Source organism: Embleya sp. NPDC059237 (assembly GCF_042754105.1).
Taxonomy (GTDB): Bacteria; Actinomycetota; Actinomycetes; order Streptomycetales; family Streptomycetaceae; genus Embleya.
The window spans coordinates 1648953-1667453 of the sequence record NZ_JBHZAE010000001.1 but is presented as its reverse complement, the minus strand read 5'-3'; the positions used below and the strand labels follow the sequence as shown (position 1 = coordinate 1667453).

Here is an 18501-nt window from a genome sequence, read left to right as displayed (position 1 = left end):
GAGGCGATCCCATGCGATTGACCATCACCGTGTCCGAGCCCGCGCGGGGGCGGCGGGAGTCGATTCTGGTCGACGCGCCGGCCGAGAGCACCGTTCGGGATCTGCTCGAACACCTCGCCGACACGCACGACCTGGGCGCGCCCGGGTTGCCCTGTCGGCTCGCGGACACCGTGCTCGACCCCGACGAGCCCCTGTCGGCCTGCGGCATCCGCGAGGGCGGCGAACTCACGCTCGGGGCGGCCCCCACCGCGCCGCCCCCGTGCCCCGATCCGCCGCTCGCCGAGTTGCACCTCGCGGCGGGGCCCGGGGCCGGGCGGGTCTGGCCGCTGCCGATGGGTACCTACGACATCGGCTCGGCCCCGGAGTGCGCGATCCGGATCGACGAACCCGGCGTACCGGCGCACGGCATCCGGGTCACGGTCGGCCCGAACGGCAGGGTGCGGGTCGCCGCGCCGGCCGGGAGCGCGGTCCGGCTCGGGCGGGTGTACCGGACCAAGGAGGACACGCCCGAGCGGCCGGTCGACCCCAAGGAGAAGGAGTTCGCCGACGAGCCGCCGCCGGACCCGGAGGCGCCGATCGTCGACGAGGTTGCCTGGGACCTCGGCGTGGGCTTGACCGTGGGCCCGGTACTGCTGCGCCCCGCCGCGCCGTTCGACGCGGGCGCGGACATCGTGCCCTCGGCCGACGGCGCGGGCCTCGACTTCAACCGGCCCCCGCGCATCGTGGAGCCGGTCCAGGGCGGCCGGTTCCGGATCCCGACCCGGCCGCGCGGCTCGTTCCGGCAGCCGTTCCCGATGCTGGTCACGCTCGCGCCGATGTTGCTCGGGCTGGTCATGGTGAAGGTCTTCCACTCCTACTTCTTCCTGATCTTCGCGATCTTCAGCCCGATCATGGCGCTGGCCAACTGGATCTCCTCGCGGCGCAGCGGGCGCAAGCAGTTCGTCAAGGACCTGGCCGCCTACCGGGTGCGCAAGGCGGAGGTGCTGGCCGAGGTGGCCGCGAGTACGGAGGTGGAGCGCCGGGGACGGGTGGACGCGATCCCGGACCCGTCGACGACCGGTCTGTTCGCCACCGGCCCGGGGCAGCGGTTGTGGGAGCGGCGCCGGGTCGATCCGGACCATCTGGTGTTGCGCGTGGGCACGTCGGCGCACACCTCGCTGAACGAGGTCGAGGATCCCGATTCGCAGTCGTTGGAGCGGCGCGCGTCGTGGACGGTGCCGGACGTGCCGACGGCGGTGGATCTGCCGCAGCAGGGTGTACTCGGCGTGGCCGGGCCCGGTGGGCCGGCGTTGCGGATGGCCGGGTGGCTGGTCGCGCAGGCGGCGATCCTGCACAGTCCTCGCGATGTGCAGGTGCGGTTGCTCACTGGGGCGGCGGGGGCCGAGGAGTGGGGGTGGCTGGCCTGGTTGCCGCATGCGCGCGGCATGGTGCCCGGCGGGCCCGAGGTGTTGCTCGGCAGCGATCCGGAGACGATCGCGGCGCGGGTCGCGGAGTTGGTCCAGGTGGTACGGGCGCGCCGGGCCGCCGCCGAGACGTTGTTGCGCAACGCGGTGTTCGCCGAGCCGGATATCGTGCTGGTCGTGGACGGCGCCCGGCGGTTGCGGGAGATCCCGGGCATGACGCAGGTGTTGCAGGAGGGCCCGCAGGTACGGGTGTTCTCGATCTGCGTGGACACCGAGGAGCGTTTCCTGCCGCAGGAGTGCACGGCGGTGATCGGCCTCGCCGACGCGGGGCAGGGGCGTGGTCCGGTCGCGACGTTGCGCCGGCACGGGACGCCGACGGTCGCCGATGTGCGGCCGGATCTGCCGACGCCGGCGTGGTGCGAGTCGATCGCGCGGGCGTTGGCGCCGGTGCGGGACGTGACCTCGCCGGACGAGGGTGCACTGCCGGATCGGGTGTTGTTGCCGGAGTTGTTGGCGCTGGATCCGCCGGACCCGGCGACGATCGGCGAGCGTTGGCGGCGGCGGCCCGCGTCCACGCGGGCGTTCCTGGGCGCGGGGTACGACGGCCCGGTCTCGTTCGACCTGGTCCTCGACGGTCCGCACGCGTTGATCGCGGGCACCACGGGGTCGGGCAAGTCGGAGCTGTTGCAGTCGTTCGTGGCCGCGCTGGCGGCGGCGAACCGGCCGGACGAGTTGACCTTCGTGCTGGTCGACTACAAGGGCGGCTCCGCGTTCAAGGACTGCGTCGAACTCCCGCACACGCTCGGTATGGTCACCGACCTCGACGCCCAACTGGTGCATCGGGCGATGGCCTCCCTCGGCGCCGAACTGACCCGGCGTGAGCTGCTGTTGGCGATGGTTGGGGCGAAGGACCACGCGGAGTATCGGGGCAAGCGCATGCGGGACGCGGAGTTGCCCGCGCTGCCGCGACTGTTGTTGATCGTGGACGAGTTCGCCACGCTGGTGCGCGAGGTGCCGGACTTCATCCCGGGTCTGGTCGGGATCGCCCAGCGCGGTCGTTCGCTGGGGATCCACATGGTGCTCGCCACGCAGCGTCCGGCCGGGGTGATCACGGCGGACATCCGGGCCAATACGAATCTGCGGATCGCGTTGCGGGTGACCGATGCCGGGGAGAGTTCGGACGTGATCGACACCAAGGACGCGGTGGCGATCTCCTCGTCCACGCCGGGCCGGGCGCTGGCCCGGACCTCGCATCACACGGTGATCCCGTTCCAGACCGCGTACGCGGGCACCGAACGGGTGGACACCAAGGCCGATCCCGACGCGATCCGGGCGCTGCCCGCTCCGGTGGAGCCGGTACGGCCGCAGACCTCGGTGTTGTCCTGGAGCCGGTTGGGTCGGCCGCGTCCGCCCGCCGTCGAGGTGGACGTCGAGCCGCAACCACAGCCGGGGGACGCCGAACCGACCACCGACCTCAAGGAGTTGGTCACCGCGATCTCGGCGGCTGCCGCGGCCCTGCCGGACTTCGTCAAGCCGCCGAGCCCGTGGCTGGACCCGCTGCCGCATCGGGTGCTGCCGGCGGATCTGCCGCCGGCCGCGCCCGGCGCAGAACGACCGCCCGGTGCGCTGGAGCCGGTGGCGTGGGCGATGGAGGACGTGCCGCATCTCCAGGCGCGCAAGCCGGTGTTGCTCGATCCGAGCACGTTCGGCCACCTGTTCGTGGTGGGCGCGCCGCGCACCGGGCGCAGCCAGTTGTTGCGCACGATGGCGGCGGCGCTGGCCCGGCGGCACTCGTGCGGTGTGGTGCACATCCAGGCGATCGACGCCGGGGGTGGGGCGTTGGCCGCGCTGGCCGATCTGCCGCACTGCGGCACGGTGGTGCCGCGCAACGACCTGAGCCGGATCGACCGGTTGATCTCCCGGCTCGGCGAGGAGTTGAGCAGCCGTCAGGAGCTGTTGTCCCGGCAGGCGTGCGCGAATCTGACCGAGTTGCGGGCGAGCGACGCGCGGGGGTGTCCGGCGCATGTGTTCCTGCTGATCGACGGGTGGGATCCGCTGGCGCCGACGTTGTACGAGTACGACGACGGCCGGGTGATGAACGAGGTGGTGCGGTTGTTGCGCGAGGGCGCGGCGGCGGGGATCCATCTGGTGATGACCTCGGAACGCACGTTGATCAACGGGCGGTTGTCGTCGGTCAACGACGACATGGTGCTGTTGCGGCTGGCCGATCGGGCCGAGTATTCGGGCGCGGGGGTGCCGCGGACCGCGATCCCGGGGTCGATGCCGCCGGGGCGGATCCTGGTGTCGGGTTCGTGGACGGAGGCGCAGGTGTGTCTGCTCGGTCCGGGTGAGAGCGGGCGGGAGCAGGTCGAGGCGCTGCGCCGGATCGCGGCGGACGCGCGCGAGCGGGATGCGGGGGTGGATCCGGCGCGGCGGCCGTTCGTCCTGGCGCCGCTGCCCACCTCGATCAGCTTCGCCGAGGCGTACGAGGCGGTGAGTGAGGAGCAACGCCGCCCGCTGTGGGGGCTGTTGGGGATCGGTGGCGACGCGGTGGGCGCGGTCGGCGCGGATTTCGCCGACGCGCAGCACACGTTCGCGGTGGTCGGGCCGCCCGGCAGTGGGCGCAGCAACACGCTCGCGACGATGGCGGTGTCGCTGCTGGCGAGCGGGACCCGGGTGGTGGCGATCACGCCGCGCGATTCGCCGCTGCGCCTGTTGCGGGCGCATCCGTTGGTGACGCTGGTGGAGGGGGCCGACTCGGACGGCTCGCGGACCTCTGCGGCGGTGACGGAACTGGCGGGGCCTGCGGTGGTGTTGATCGACGACGCGGATCTGCTGTCGGAGATGGGGTCGATGGTCGGGTACGCGCTGCGCGATGTGATCGGTTCCGGCCGCGACCGGGGTATCGGGTTGGCGTACGCGGCGACGGCCGAGACCTTGCTCCAGTCGCTCAGCGGATGGTTGGGCGATGTCCGGCGCAACCGGCAGGGCATTTTGCTGTCGCCGCAGCTCGGTGGGGAGGGTGATCTGATCGGCGCCCGGTTGCCCACCGAGCGGGTTCGGCAACCGCTGCGGATCGGCCATGCCTGGATCCGGGACCGGAAGGGTTTCCTGGCTCCGGTGCTGGTGCCGGAGACACAACTGCGCCCCGCCGCCGAATGACGGCGGGGGGCGCGGGAGAGCGGCGGCGCGGTTCCCGGTGGTCGATCCACGCGGGAACCGCGGGCCGGGTCAGGTGGTGTGGGCGGGCGGCGGCTTGACGTCCTCGCCGTCGAGGCTGCGCAAATTGCTCACCACGACCTGGAAGGTGTCGCTGAACTGCTTGATCGAAACCATTGCCTTGTCGAGCGAAGTGGTCAACTCGTCATAGGACTGGGTCATCTGCGGGCTGGTCTTCCGCAGATAAAGGCCACCGTCGGGGTTCAGCAATGCCGTCACGACGCCCCGCAGACTCTGCAATGCGTCCTGTGTGCTCTTCGCACTGGTCACCATGTCGGTGGCGACGTGTTCGACCTCGGTGATATTGACATCGACATCCGTGCCGGTGGGAGTGGTCATGCCCATCCTTTTCGTGGTGCGGGAGCAGGGGGGGTGGATTCGGTCAGCCGGACTTCTGCAGCGCCGCCTTCATCGACGAGTCGAGCTTCTGCGCCGCCTCGACAATCTTGTCGAATTGTTGGGAGAAGGTGATGATGTTGAGGATCGCCTTTTCCAGGTCCGCGCTCAGCGTCTTGTATTTGGTGTTCAGTTCGTCGCTGCTGAGCTTGAGCCAAAGGCCGGATCCGGGCTTCAGCAGCGCGTCCACCTTTCCCTGGAGTCGGCGAATCTCCAGGACCGCCGCGTCGGATACCTTCTTCATTTCCAGTTGGGCGGTGTGCACCTGGTCGTAGGTAATCTTGAAATCGCTCGCCATGGAGAATCCTCACTGCGCCGTGGTGATGTTTCGAAAATGCTGCACGGACTTGCGTGGCCGTGTGCGGACGTGTGTCGGACTACCTCGGGTCCCGGCCATGGCCACCGATCGGCGGTCGGTACGGGGGCTCCTTGACGACCTTGGTCCATGGGGACTCGGGGTCCTTGATGTTCGGGTTGGTATAGACCGTGGTGCCGTCTTTGTCGGTGATCGTCTTGGTGCCCCGGCCGGCCCCGTCCACCTCGACCTTCTCGGTGCTCACCGAGCCGTCCCGACCTGTGGTGACGGTGTTGTAGGCGCCGTTGTCGCCGTAGGTGGTGTGCTCGGTGTAGGTGGTGCCGTGGTCGGTGATGGTCACCGTCTGCTCGGTGACGTTGTAGTTGGCGTCGACCTTGACCGTGACGTCGGTGGTGACGCCGTTCTTGTCGGTGTTCGTGTAGTGCAGGGGTGGTTGGTCGCTCGGTTTCTCCGGCGCCGTCTCACCCTCCTTCGGCTTTCCGTCCGGGTGGGTCTTGAGCCATTCGTCCCAGGCTTTCTTCTGCTGGATCCAGCGGTCCAGCGGATTACGTCCCGGCGTTGCCGCGAATTGTGCCGCGACGCCGTCGTCCCAGGCTTCCGCGCCGTCCGCGACATAACCGAGGAGTTTCGACAGCGCGCCCAATCCGTCGACCGCCTTGCCCATGGGTGCAGACCACGCGGTATAGAAGGAACCGAGCGGGGCGGCCACGCCGCCGATGTCCGCGGCCGGGATAGTACCGTATTGGCCGGGCACCTGGCTGCCATAGGTACGGAACTTCGCCGCGTCCTCCTTGAACGTATTGGCGAGCAGCGTCAGCGCGCTCGCCATTTTGCGAAGCTCGGTGTAATCGAGGGAAATATCGGGCAAAGCGAACTCCATTCGACAGATCGACGTCGGGTTCGGCCTCGCACCGCGCCCGAACACTGGCGCCGCGTCTCATCATCGGCCAAGATTGCCGGAGAATAAAGAGCCGCAGCGACCCGTCCCGATATCGCCGATGCGCTGCACCGCCGTCACGAGAGCATCGACATCCGACGCGATCGAACTTCCGCCCGGAGGGCCCATGCCACGCAATGTCGATACCACGACGTTGAAAAAGCTGGGGTACACGGTCGATCAGACGCCGGGTGATCCCGACTCGATCCGGGACGCCTCGCTGTATCTGGCCGCGTTGGCCAAGAAGGCATCCGACGCCTCGCTCAAACTCGCCGGGCTGGTCCAGGACGACGCGAACGCGCCGCTGATGGGCGAGGCCGCCACCGAGTTGCGCGGGCACGTCAAGGACCAGTTGAAGCTGTTCGTGGACAGGCTGGCCCAGGCCACCCAGATCGCGAGCACCGCGCTGTCCACCTATGGGACGGACCTGCTCGCGGCCCAGCAAAAGGGCCAGGAGGCGTTGAACGCGGCGGCCCCGCTGCCCGAGGGCGACCCGGGCCTGGCGGCGGCGAAGTCGACCATGGCCACGGCCAGGACGATGTACTTGGAGGCGGTGGAGAAGGCCCGCAAGGCGCTGGCTCCCGCGACCGCGCTCAAGACCAGCCCGAAGACGGTGGCCGAGGAGTTCTGGGACTTCTTCAAGATCTTCACCATCGTGCTGACCGTGCTCGGCGTGCTCTTCGGCGGACCGCTGGGGCTGCTGGCCTTCGGCGCCAACCTGGTCGTGCTGGGCAAGACCATCGCGGACTTCGCCAACGGCAAGGCCACCGGGCTCGAACTGTTCCTGAACATCCTGGGCGTGCTGTTCCCCTCCACCAAGGCCCTGCTGCCGGCGCTGCTCAGCGGCCTGAAGAACCTCCTGGTGGGTCTGGGCAAGGGTGCGGTCAACCTGTTCAAGGGCGCCGGCAACCTGCTGTCGCTGCTGAGCACCGGCCTCAAGGGATTCAACCTGTCCGGCTGGCGGTTCGCGCTCGCGTACGCGGGTCTGCTCACCGGCGCGCTCGCGTTCAAGGGCGGGGTGCTGGTCGGCAAGCTGCTGGTGTTGCCGTTCAAGGCGATCGTGTGGGTCGGCAAGACCGCATGGGCGGTGGGCAAGAAGGGCTTCGCCGAACTCAAGGGCTGGGGTTCGCTCGGCATTCTGCTGCCGGTGGCCGGCGACGAGATCGCCAAGCTGGGGCTGGCGCGGGCGCTGAAGATCGGCTTCTGGGAGCGCGGAGTCCTGGGCAGCCAGAAGGACTTCATCCGGGCCGGGCTGGCCGTGCCGCCGGCCGCGGCCGGGACCGCGGGCAAGATCGGCGGACACACCCTGGACAAGTTGCCGATGCCGCCGGGGCTCGGCGCGGGCCGGGACCTGTCCTCGTTCACCGGCTTCGGGCTGCACGACATGCCCAGGCTCGGCAGCTCGTTCGACACCGCCGTGTTCGTGCCGGCCGCGAGCGGGCTGTACACCGCGCACCACGGGCTCGGCGTGTACAGCTTCGGCAACACCCTGCTCGGGCACGAGGGTCTGCAGACGCTCGGCACCACGATCGGGCACGGCGTCACGCCGCAACTCCAGTGGAACTCGCTGCACGACGTGCTGAACCAGGCCGTGGGCGGGACATCCGCGCTGCGCGGCCTGGACGTGGGCGCCCTGTCGCCGCACACGCTCGGCGGTGCGGTGGAGAGCACCCAGTCGTTCACGAAGAGCGCGATCGGTGTCGGCGAGGAGGTGCGGATGACGCCGCTGCCGGAGATCCGCCGGCTGACCCACGGCGACACCACGCTGACCACGTCCGGCATGGACCGATTCGTGGCGACGCACACCGACGCGCTCACGAACAAGGTCACGGTCGCGAACGCGGTACCGGCGCCGACCCTGCCGAACGCGGTACACGCGCCGGGCGCGCCGACGTCGGTGCACGCGCCGAACTCCGTGCAGACGGCGGGTTCGGTACACACGCCCAACGCGGGGGCCGGAATCGGCGCGGGGGCGGGCGCCGGTGCGGGTGCGGTCAAGGTCGACGTCTTCGACCTGCTCGCGCCGGGCGCGGGCAAGGGCGGCTCGACCCCGCCCCCGCCCCCATCCGTGCCGCCGGTCACGCCGATCGGGCCGGGCGTGTCCGCCCTGCACCAGGACAACGCACTCAACCTGCTCGCCGGCGGATCCCGCACCGGCGATCAACTCCCGGCTGCCTCGGCCCGATTCACCCCGGTCGACCTCGCCGGCGGCAACTCCGCCGGTGCCCTGCGGCCGGACCTGGCGGGCGGGCAGAAGGCGATCGACACGGTGTCGGCGCTGGTCGGCGAGAAGATCTCGATGCGGGCCGACCCGCCGCCGGTCGGCCACACTCCCCCGCCGCCGGCGACCCCGACCACCCCGCCTCCGCCGCCCGTCGGGCTCGGCCGCGAACCGCTGCCGCCGAACGCACTGGCGAACTTCGGCGCGGAGCAGCGCACGGTCGTCACCAAGGCCCTGGACGACGTGGCGACCGGGCCGGGTCCGGGCGGCAAGTCCACGCAGGGGCTGCCCGGTTCGCGGTTCCAGGCGTGGCACGACTACTCCCGGGCCAAGCAGGCGTTCGACCGGGCCGCGACCACCGAGCAGGGGCTGCGGACCCGACTGCTCACCGGCGACACCAGTTCCGGCACGGTGCGGGCCCAACTGATGGTCGCCACCGCGGAGCGGGCCAACGCCCGTCTGGCCCTGGAGGATGCCACCACGGCGTTGAAGGCGTGGGGCGTGGATCCCCTGCACGCGGCCCCCGCGGTCGCCGAGGCGATGTCGAAGCTGCGCGGGTTGCCCGGTGGGATGCCGCCGGTGGAGTACGCGCTCGACGCGCGGATCCGGGTGCCCGATTCGTGGCCGCACGGCGGCTCCGTCGTCGGACACAACGATCCCGTCGTGCACATGTTCCGCACCGGGGACACGGTCGACCACTTCGAGGTGCTGGGTCCGATGGGCCCGGGCGGGACACGGCCGCTGCTGCACGACGGCCATCTCCTGCCCGACGGCACCTTCCAGGTGTTCCACGGCAGGTTCGGGGCCGACAGCTCCTTCGAGATCTGGGCGGACACCGGCGGCACGCGCCTCGCCACCGGCGAACTCCGCGGCGGGGGACCCAATTTCACGGTCACCACGGATCACGGCGACTTCCGGATCTGGGGGCCTCGGGGTGCCGACGGCGCCCACCCGCTGCTCGCCGACGCGCGGCTTTCGGACGACGGGACCTTCCGGGTCACCGATGGCGCGCCGGGCGACCGCAACGGCTTCGAGATCTGGGCGCACGCGGACGAGCAGGTGCTCAGGACCGCATACCCGGGACCGGACGGCACGTTCCACGTCCACGAAGGCCCTCGCGGCAGCAGCGACGACTTCCGCATCTGGGGACCCCGCGACCCCGACACCGGCCTCCATCCGGTCCTGGGAGAGGCGCACCGCCTGCCGGACGGCACCTGGCGGGTCGAGAACCTGGCGAACCGCCCGGCGGGCGATTTCCGGATCGTGGGACCGCGCGGCGCCGACGGCGCCCACCCGGTCCTGCGCGACGTGCACGTCCCGGGCAATGGCACGCATCACGTCTACGACGGGCCCCCGACCGACCCCGGACGCAACTTCGAGATCCGCTCCGCCGCCGACGACACGCTGCTCGGACATGCCGAATTCCGCTCCGGCACCGGCGACTACCACGTCACCAACGTCGACGACAACCACTTCCAGACCTGGGGACCCCGCAACCCGGACACCGGCGCCCACCCCCTCCTCCGGGACGCCCGCGCCCAACCCGACGGTACGTATCACGTCCATGCCGGCCCTCACTCCACCCCCGGACAGAGCTTCGAGATCTGGTCCGACACCAACGGCACCATCCTCAAACACGCCCAATACCGCGCGGCCACCGGCGACTTCCACGTCACCAACACCGGCAACGAGCACTTCCAGACCTGGGGACCCCGGGACCCCGACACCGGTGTGCATCCGGTGCGCGAGGACGGGTACGCGCTCGGTGGGGATCGTTTCCAGGTGTTCGAGGGGCCGCGCGGGAGCGCCGAGCGGTTCCGAATCCATGGGCCGGCCGGCGCGAACGGTGTCCGGCCGCCGGCCACGCAGCACGGGTACGTGCTGGGCGACGGCACCTGGCAGGTGTACGAAGGGGCCGCACACGGCCGGTTGGACGGCTTCCGGGTCTGGGGCGCGGACAACGCCCCGCTCCGGACCGGAACCCGCATTCGGGCCACGGAGCGTTTCCGGGTCACCAACGACGGCGACGACCACTTCCAGATCTGGGGACCGCGCGGCGCGGACGACGCGGCGCCCGAGGTGTTCAAGGACGCCCGCCGGCTGACCGACCGGCGATACCAGGTCTTCGAGGGTCCGCCCACGGCCGGCAACCGCGACTTCGAGGTATGGGCGAGCGATGCCTTCCGGATCGACCAAAACGGCGCCGTGCACGGCGGGAAGGTCACACACGTCGGGGAACGGGTCGGCGAGACCGCCCACTTCCGGGTCACCGATCGGCTCCGCGGCACCTGGGAGAAGTGGGACAACGCCGACCTGGCGAACCATCGGCTGCTCGAATACCCGGTGAACGGTCCCATCCCAGGAGTCGTTCGGCGGATCGATCACACGAACGGCACCTGGCAGGACGTACGCCCCCCGAACGCCCCGCTCGGCCACGACCTCGGCTGGGAACACATGCCCTTCCGCAAGGGCACCGTCGAGCAGTGGCCCGCCGGGCCGAACGGCGAGTACAAGGGCATCCGCTCGCTGACCGACGGCAACGGCACCATCGTGTACACCCGCGACCCGTCGGTCGTCGACGGCCACTGGATCGAGGCGATGCGCGACCACGCCGGCAAGTGGCGGTGGGTGGACAAGACCGGCGAGGGTCGCACGATCGCCACCGGCCGGCGATACGTGCGCTGGGACACCACCGCGTACGACGTGATCGACGGCGTCTTCGACCTCAACGCCCGACACCTGTTCGGCGGCAAGGTCCGGGACATCTTCCCGCAGCTCGACGGGGGCCGCTTCGTCGCCGAGAAGGGCGGCCTACGGGACTGGCAGTGGCAAAAGTGGGACGCCGAGGGCGCGCTTCAGGCGAAGGGACGGCTGGAATACCGGGTGGACCCGAACCTGGGCTTCCGGGCCCGGGCCACCGAAGTCCGGCTACCCGACGGCAGATTCCACCGGCTCACCGACGCCGACCGCCCTCTCGTCGCCTTCGAGCGGTTCGCGCCCATGCGCGGCAGCATGAAGGGCGACAAGTTCTTCTCCGCGCCCGACAAGGCCCGCGGCACCCGGCAGTTCACGTTCGACGCGAACGCGCAACCGGCGGACCAGTTCAAGTACTCCATCGAGCGCAACTACGTGAACGAGGAGGCGGCCACCTTCGCCAAGTTCGGCGAGACCGAGCTGAAGGTCCGGCGGATCTGGCAACAACGATTCAATACCCCGTTCTTCCCCGGGCACGTGGACTTCCCCGGCAACCCGGTCACCGGCGACAGTCGGCTGTACCGGTACTGGACCGTCTCGGAGAAGAGCGGCGCGGAGACCACCGCCCGCACGCTGCGCGTGCAGCGTCTGGACGGCACCTGGCAGGACTTCACCGCGAACCGCGAGTTGGTGCGGGAGAGTCGGGTCCTGGCCGACGGGCGCAAGATCGAGTTCACCGCCGACGTCCCGGGGCGCAGCGGCACCTGGCGGGAGGTGGGCGGTACCGGCAGCGGGCCGCGGGTCTTCGACGACAACCGGGGCTGGATCGACTACGCCGACCAGGCCCGCACGATCGAGGTCCGCAAGACCATCGACGCCAAGGGCACGGTGCGCGAGTATCCGGGCACCGTGGGCGACGCGGGCGCCTGGGTGGATCGCAACCGCTTCGGCCAACTGGTCGCGCGTCGGGACGAGATCCCCGGCGGCTTCCTCGAGGCCCACATGCGCAAGGGACCGGACGGCGAGTTCACCTGGACCAAACAGGTCGGCCCCGGCAACCCGCCCTTCGAGGGACCGACCACCGGCACCCGCACCACCAATCGCGCCGGCGCGCAGATGTGGGGTGAGGGATTCGACGACGCGTTCAAGGACTTCGCCCGGATCGACGGGCGGGACGTACTGGTCTACGAGCGCAAGTCGCTGGCCGACGGCCGCACCGCGATCATCGAGCGAGACGGCGCCGGCAACTACCGGACCACGGTCAGGGGCCGGGACGGCGCCGTCGAGGCGGCGCCCGGGGTCGGCGACGTGCGGCACATGGACGCCGGCGCGAAGGGGTGGTACGACGAGTTCACCGACGCCGACGGCAACGTGCACACCCTGCGCGAGGGGCGCGGCGACGCGATCCGCGAATATCACGTCACCGACGGCAGGGCCGATCCGCGGCACTGGGACGACTTGCGCAACGGCACCAAAATCCGCTCGTACGAGCCGATCACGCACGGTGGGCAGCCGGTGGGCTACCTGGAGAAGGACATCGCCTATCTCCAGCAGCGCATCTACGACGTCGACGGCGACCTCGTGGTCCATCAGGGCCTGTCCACCCGGATCTTCGAGAAGACGCAGGCCGCGGACCCGAGCCTGATCAATCGGATCGAGTCCAAGCTGCACCCCGACAAGGCCCTGGCCAAGGGCGTCGACTCGCGGTTCAAACTGGTCGGGCGCGGGGTGGATCATCCCGGCGCACTGAACGACTTCCGCGGCTACAACCGGGCTCTGGCGGACACCAACCGGCGGCACTGGGGTGCCTACGACCGGGTCACCGGCTCGGCGGAGTGGACCTTCGAGCAGAAGGTGTGGACCAAGGTCGGCATGGAGTTCATGCAGGACTTCGGCTTCTCCGTGCTGGCCGGCATGATCACCGAGTGGATCAACGACGGGAGCATCTCCGGTGCCGACTGGGGGAAGATCTTCCTCAACTCGGCGGTCTCCGCGTCGTTCGCCGGTCTGATGGCCCGCTTCCACGAACTCAAGCTGAAGCCCGGGGCGTTCTCCCCCAAGCAGTTCAAGGACGGGCTCACCGCCAACGACTTCGGCAAGCCGTTCAACACCAACCCCTACTTCGGCGACAACTGGAAGACCGACTGGTCCAACTTCGACACCGCGTTGCGCTGGCGCTCGGGGATGTACAAGTACAGCCTGGGACTTGCGGTCAATCCGATCGTCGCGTTCGTCAACGGGTCGCTCAACGCCGCGGTGTTCGGCGACAAGAACGGCGTCAAGCACTACGGCCTGGACGCGCTGAAGTTCGGCGGGGTCGCGGCGCTCGGCTCGCTGGCCGGTTCGGCGTTCGGGCCGGGGGCGTTCAAGTTCGCCTACGACGCCTATGCGGCGGGGCGGTTCTGGCGCAAGTCCGGGATCCTGGACCTCGGCATCAAGTTCGGTGAGAAGTTGATCGACGCCCAGCTCAACAAGCTCTTCCAAAAGGCGCTCGGGCTGAACGAGAAGTATCTCTACCCGCCCACGCCCGAGAACGGACAAAAGCCGTGAGTGTGTTCGGCAACCGCGGCAATCGCGGCCCCCGCGGCGACCGCCCCCAGCGTGGTGGTCGCCCCGTCACCACCGGTCGCACCATCGCAGAACTGATCGGCGCCGCGCCCGACGGCGCCCGCGTCCTGGTCGCCCCCGGCGAGTACCGCGAGCATGTCGTGCTCGATCGCGGGGTGGTCCTGGTCGCCGAACAGGGGCCCGGCAGCGTGCGCCTGACGGGTGCTCACGATGTCGCGCTGACCGTGCGCGGCGGGGTCGGCGTCCGAGTCGAGGGGGTGGTCCTGATCGCCGCCGACGCGGCCGCACCGGCCGTGCGGGTCACCGGTGGCGCCGAGGTCGCCTTCGACGACTGCCGCGTCCTGGGTGGCCGGGTGGAAATCGCCGACACCGCCCGGGTCCGGCTGAACGACTGCCGAATATCGGCCGCCGGGGTGGCCGGAGTGTCGGTGGCCGACGACGCGCGCCTGTCCATGACGGGGTGTCGGATCTGCGCGGTGGACGGCGCGGGTGTGCTCCTGACCGGGTCGGCCACGGTGACCCTCGCCGATTCGGTGGTCACCGAGGCCGGCGTCGGCCTGAACGTGCGGGACACCGCGAGCGTGCAGGTGCGCGGCTGCGCGTTCGTGCGCTGCACGCACAACGCCGTGCTGGTGGAGAACGAGGCGACGGCCGGCCTGGACGCCTGCCGCTGCACCGACAGCGGCGAGGACGCGGTACTGGTGCGCTGTGTCGCGAAGTTGACCATGCGGGGCAGTGCGGTCGACCGCGCCGGGGCCTCCGGGGTGGCCGCGATCGGGCAGGCCTCGGCGAACGTGCTGGACTGCCAGATCGTCGGTGCCGCGCTCAGCGGCGCGGTCGCCGACGAGGAGTCCCGCCTCGACCTGGTCGGCGGCCTGATCCGGGCCACCGGCGCCAACGGCGTCTTCGCCCGCGGGTCGGCCCGGATCGGCCTGGACGGCGTCGTGATCGCCGACACCGCGTTCACCGCCGTACACCTGGACGAGCACGCGCACGGCGAACTGGCCGCCGTCGTGCTCGGCCCGACCCCCGAACACGGCCTGTGCGTGGCGGGCGCCGCGGGCGTGACCGCGACCGGCCTGCTGGTGCGCGCCGCCGAGATGACCGGGATCCACCTCGGCGGCACCGGCACCGCCCGGCTGCACGCATCCGCGGCGCACCGCTGCGGGATCGGGCTGCGCGTGGACGAGGGGATCGACGCGGAGGTCGAGGACGCCACGTTCGCCGCCACCGGGCGGGCCGGGATCGAGGTGGGACCGCACGCCCGGCCGACGCTGCGCCGGGTGCGGGTCGCCCGCGCCGGCACCGCCGGGGTGGTCGTGCACGAACGAGCGGCGCCCGTCCTGGAGGACTGCGCGGTCACGGACAGCGCGGGTTCGGCGATGGTGGTGTGGACGGACGCGGCGCCCGTGGTCCGGGCCGGCGCGCTGACCGGCGCGGGCAAGAACGGGGTGTACCTCAAGGGTGGCGCCGGCGGCGAGTTCACCGACTGTGTGCTGGGCGGCTCGGCCTATCCGGCGGTCTACGTGGCCGCCGGCGCGGCGCCCGTGCTGCGCGCGTGCACGTTCCGGGACTGCCCGGGCGATGCGACCATCGAGGACCCGGAGCAGACCTCGGCGGTGTTCGCGGACTGCGTGGCCCACGGGGTCGCCGAGGTCCTGGTGTCCGGCCGGGGTACAACGCTGCCGGCGGGTCCGAACGGCCTCGCCGAGGGCTCCGGCGCGGCGGACGACACGGATCGGGCACCGGCGGATCTGGACACGTTGCTCGCCGAATTGGAGGAATTGGTCGGGTTGGCCCGGGTCAAGCACGATGTGGCCACCCTGGTGCAGTTGATGCAGTTGGTCCGCCGCCGCGAGGAGGCCGGGCTGACCCCGCCGCCGCTGAGTCGACACCTGGTGTTCGCCGGCAATCCGGGTACCGGCAAGACCACCGTGGCACGTTTGTACGGGCGGATCCTGGCCGCGCTCGGCATGCTCTCGCGCGGTCACCTGGTGGAGGCCGATCGCGGTGCGCTGGTCGGCGAGTACGTCGGGCACACCGCACCACGCACGACGGCGATCTTCCGCAAGGCGCTGGGCGGCGTGTTGTTCATCGACGAGGCGTACTCGTTGACGTCGGCGGGCGGCAGCGACTTCGGGCAGGAGGCGATCGCGACACTGGTCAAGCTGATGGAGGATCACCGCGACGACATCGTGGTGATCGTCGCCGGCTACCCGGACGAGATGCATCGTTTCATCGACTCCAATCCCGGCCTGGACTCGCGGTTCAACCGCACCGTGGTGTTCGAGGACTACGCGTCGGCGGATCTGGTGCGCATCGTCGAACACCAGGCCGCGGCCTACGAGTACACCCTCGACGAACCGGCACGCGCGGGCCTGTTGGCCTACTTCGACTCGGTCCCGCGCGACCGGCGGTTCGGCAACGGGCGTTCCGCGCGGCAGGCCTTCCAGGAGATGACCGAACGGCATGCCCGACGCATCTCCGCCATCGCCGAGGTGACCCCCGAGGATCTGGTCTCCCTGCGCGCACCCGACCTCCCCGATCTCGTTCCGGCCGCCGGCGATCCCGCCCGGGCGGCCGAACCGACTCCGAAAGGCTGAACATGGCCGAACCACCCAACCCGAACGCGGACTTCCAGCGCGCGTTCGCCCGCTCGGTGCGCACGCCGATGCGACCGCTGCGGCCCGGCCGCCGGGTCTGGGCCGTGAGCCTGGGCATGCCGGTGCTGGCCGCAGCCGGGCTGGCGGCGGTGACCGTCGTCTCCGCGATCGACCTCGGCGGCGACGACGGCGCTCGGCGCAAGCCGGTGGCGCAGGCCGCGCCCATGCAGGACAAGCCCGTGGAGGTAGTGCCGAGCGGCGGCGGGGCGGCGCCGCAGAGCGGTCCGAGCGCCGGGAGCAGCACCGGCGACCCGGCCGGCGACCCCGGCCCGACCGGCGCCGGCACACCCGGCGGCGGTTCGGCGTACCCGCCGGGCTATCCGTACCCGAACGGCGGCTCCCCCGGCGGGGGCGCGTCGGGTGGCGGCGGGTCGGCGGCGGGCGGCTCGACCGGCACGTTCGGCGGCGGCGGTTCGACGCCCGACGCGCGCAACCCGGCCACGGGTTCGCCCGGCGGCGGGGGCGGCACGGCGCCCGCGCCCGGTGGCGGCAGCCCGGGCGGATCCGGCAACAAGCCGGCGCCGCCGCCGGTGCAGCCCGATTCGTTGGCCCCGAAGCAGACCTTCCTGGGCACCTCGGGCTACGGCTGCGCGAACAACGGCGCAAGCGGTTTCGCCGAGGTCGGCCGCTACAGCGACGGCTCCAAGGGCTGGTACACCGTGGGCAGCGGCGGCTGGAACAAGGATGGCTGCAACGGAAAGTTCGACGCGGTGCCGATGTCCGGGGACAAGAACAAGGACGACGCGAGCGCGCGTGTGTTGTGGTGGTTCGACGTCGGCAACGCCTCCAAGCGCTGCCAGTTGAGCGTGTACGTGCCCTCGGGCAACGGCCGTGACGTGGGCGGGAACCCGGCGCAGTACTTCGTGCTGCGCTCGCGCGACGACGACAAGACCGGTGCCTGGTACGCCCAGTTCCAGGTCAACCAGGTGAACAACAAGGGCCGTTGGGTGAATGCGGGCACCTTCCCGGTGGCCAACGGCAAGGTCGCGGTGAAGCTGGTCACGCGCGGCGTCGACTGGGGCGGCACCGCGGGTGCGCACCTGGCGGCCGGTCAGGTCCAGGCGAGCTGCACGGGCTGATCCGAAGACGCGGCCGGCGCCGGGCAGTCGGCGCCCGACGCATGGCACTCGGCGCTCGGCGCTCGGCGCTCGGCGCTCGGCCGGAAACGACGATGTCCGTGCTCGATCCCCACGATCGGGCACGGACATTCGTGCGTCTCGGTGTCGCCTCGGCCTCAGGACACCTCTTCGGCCAGCGAGTCTCCCGCGTGCCGCTGCGGGGGCAGCAGGCGGGTCGGGTCGACCGGCGAGTGGGTGATCGGCCCGCTCCAGACGATGGGTCTGGGCAGCGGGAACGCGTCGGTACGCGGAGTACGTACGGGCCCGGGGCGCGGCTGCGTCCCGGGCTCGCCCGCCTCGACCGAGGCCGGCACCGGGAAGCCCGGGTTGACCCCGCCGGCGGCGGTGATCCCGGACGGGCGCAGCAGTACCCCGACGGTGCGCCACAGGATGACCAGGTCGACCCGCGCACCGCGATTGCGCACGTACCACAGGTCGTACTCGATCCGTACCGGCCAGCTGAGCGCGTTGCGGCCCTGGACCTGGGCCCAGCCGGTCAGGCCGGGGCGCACGTCCAGTCGGCCGCGCTGGCGCGGACTGTAGTGCACGACCTGGCTCGGCAGCGTCGGCCGGGGGCCGATGATGCCCATGTCCCCACGCAACACGTTGATCAGTTGCGGCAGTTCGTCCAGGCTCGTGGTGCGCAGGAGTTGCCCGACCCGGGTGATCCGGGTGGCGTCGGGTTCGTCCGGATATCGCGGGTCGAGCATGGTGCGGAACTTCAGGATCTCGAAGTCGCGGCCGTGTAGGCCGCTTCGGGTCTGACGGAACAACGCGGGTCCACCCATGGTCGCGCGGATCATCACGTGTATCGCGAGCAGTACCGGTCCCAGTAGAACCAGTGCCACCGCGGCCACGGTGATGTCGAACAGTCGTCGCATGCCATGCCCCTCCCCTGGTGTGGCGTTGGATTGTGGTGTTCCGCGGGCGCCGGTGGCGTCTCCCTCACCGGCCGGCGCCTTGTGT

The 18501-nt window shown here is 70.9% G+C and carries 8 protein-coding genes; 4 read left to right on the top strand and 4 right to left on the bottom strand.

Annotated elements, in window-relative coordinates:
• Positions 1-11: 11 nt before the first annotated feature.
• Entirely contained in the window at positions 12-4565 is a 4554-nt protein-coding gene (locus ACFXKZ_RS07045; protein ID WP_379997212.1) for an FtsK/SpoIIIE domain-containing protein, read from the top strand.
• 69 nt (positions 4566-4634) lie between these two features.
• Here the strand turns inward: ACFXKZ_RS07045 and ACFXKZ_RS07040 are convergent, their stop codons facing one another.
• The 3 genes from ACFXKZ_RS07040 to ACFXKZ_RS07030 form a co-directional block, all read right to left on the bottom strand.
• Entirely contained in the window at positions 4635-4961 is a 327-nt protein-coding gene (locus ACFXKZ_RS07040) for a hypothetical protein (RefSeq protein ID WP_379997210.1), read from the bottom strand.
• A gap of 43 nt (positions 4962-5004) precedes the next feature.
• Positions 5005-5316: a hypothetical protein gene (locus ACFXKZ_RS07035; protein ID WP_078974492.1), complete on the bottom strand. Its 312-nt coding sequence runs from the start codon at positions 5314-5316 to the stop codon at positions 5005-5007.
• 79 nt (positions 5317-5395) lie between these two features.
• Complete coding sequence (locus ACFXKZ_RS07030; RefSeq protein WP_379997208.1) at positions 5396-6202, bottom strand: hypothetical protein; 807 nt, start codon at positions 6200-6202, stop codon at positions 5396-5398.
• Between the two features lie 196 nt (positions 6203-6398).
• Between ACFXKZ_RS07030 and ACFXKZ_RS07025 the strand changes: the two genes are divergently transcribed.
• The 3 genes from ACFXKZ_RS07025 to ACFXKZ_RS07015 are packed head-to-tail and all read left to right on the top strand — an operon-like array spanning position 6399 to position 17496.
• Complete coding sequence (locus ACFXKZ_RS07025; RefSeq protein ID WP_379997206.1) at positions 6399-13736, top strand: hypothetical protein; 7338 nt, start codon at positions 6399-6401, stop codon at positions 13734-13736.
• Positions 13733-16357 (top strand): right-handed parallel beta-helix repeat-containing protein, encoded by a 2625-nt coding sequence (locus ACFXKZ_RS07020; protein WP_379997204.1) that lies wholly within the window; start codon positions 13733-13735, stop codon positions 16355-16357. The genes ACFXKZ_RS07025 and ACFXKZ_RS07020 overlap by 4 nt, the downstream gene beginning before the upstream one ends.
• Before the next feature lie 2 nt (positions 16358-16359).
• Complete coding sequence (locus ACFXKZ_RS07015) at positions 16360-17496, top strand: hypothetical protein (RefSeq protein ID WP_379997202.1); 1137 nt, start codon at positions 16360-16362, stop codon at positions 17494-17496.
• 155 nt (positions 17497-17651) lie between these two features.
• Here ACFXKZ_RS07015 and ACFXKZ_RS07010 read toward each other — a convergent pair whose 3' ends face one another.
• Positions 17652-18416 carry a sugar transferase gene (locus ACFXKZ_RS07010; RefSeq protein ID WP_379997200.1) on the bottom strand — a complete coding sequence of 255 codons (765 nt, stop codon included), beginning with the start codon at positions 18414-18416 and terminating at the stop codon, positions 17652-17654.
• Positions 18417-18501 lie beyond the last annotated feature (85 nt).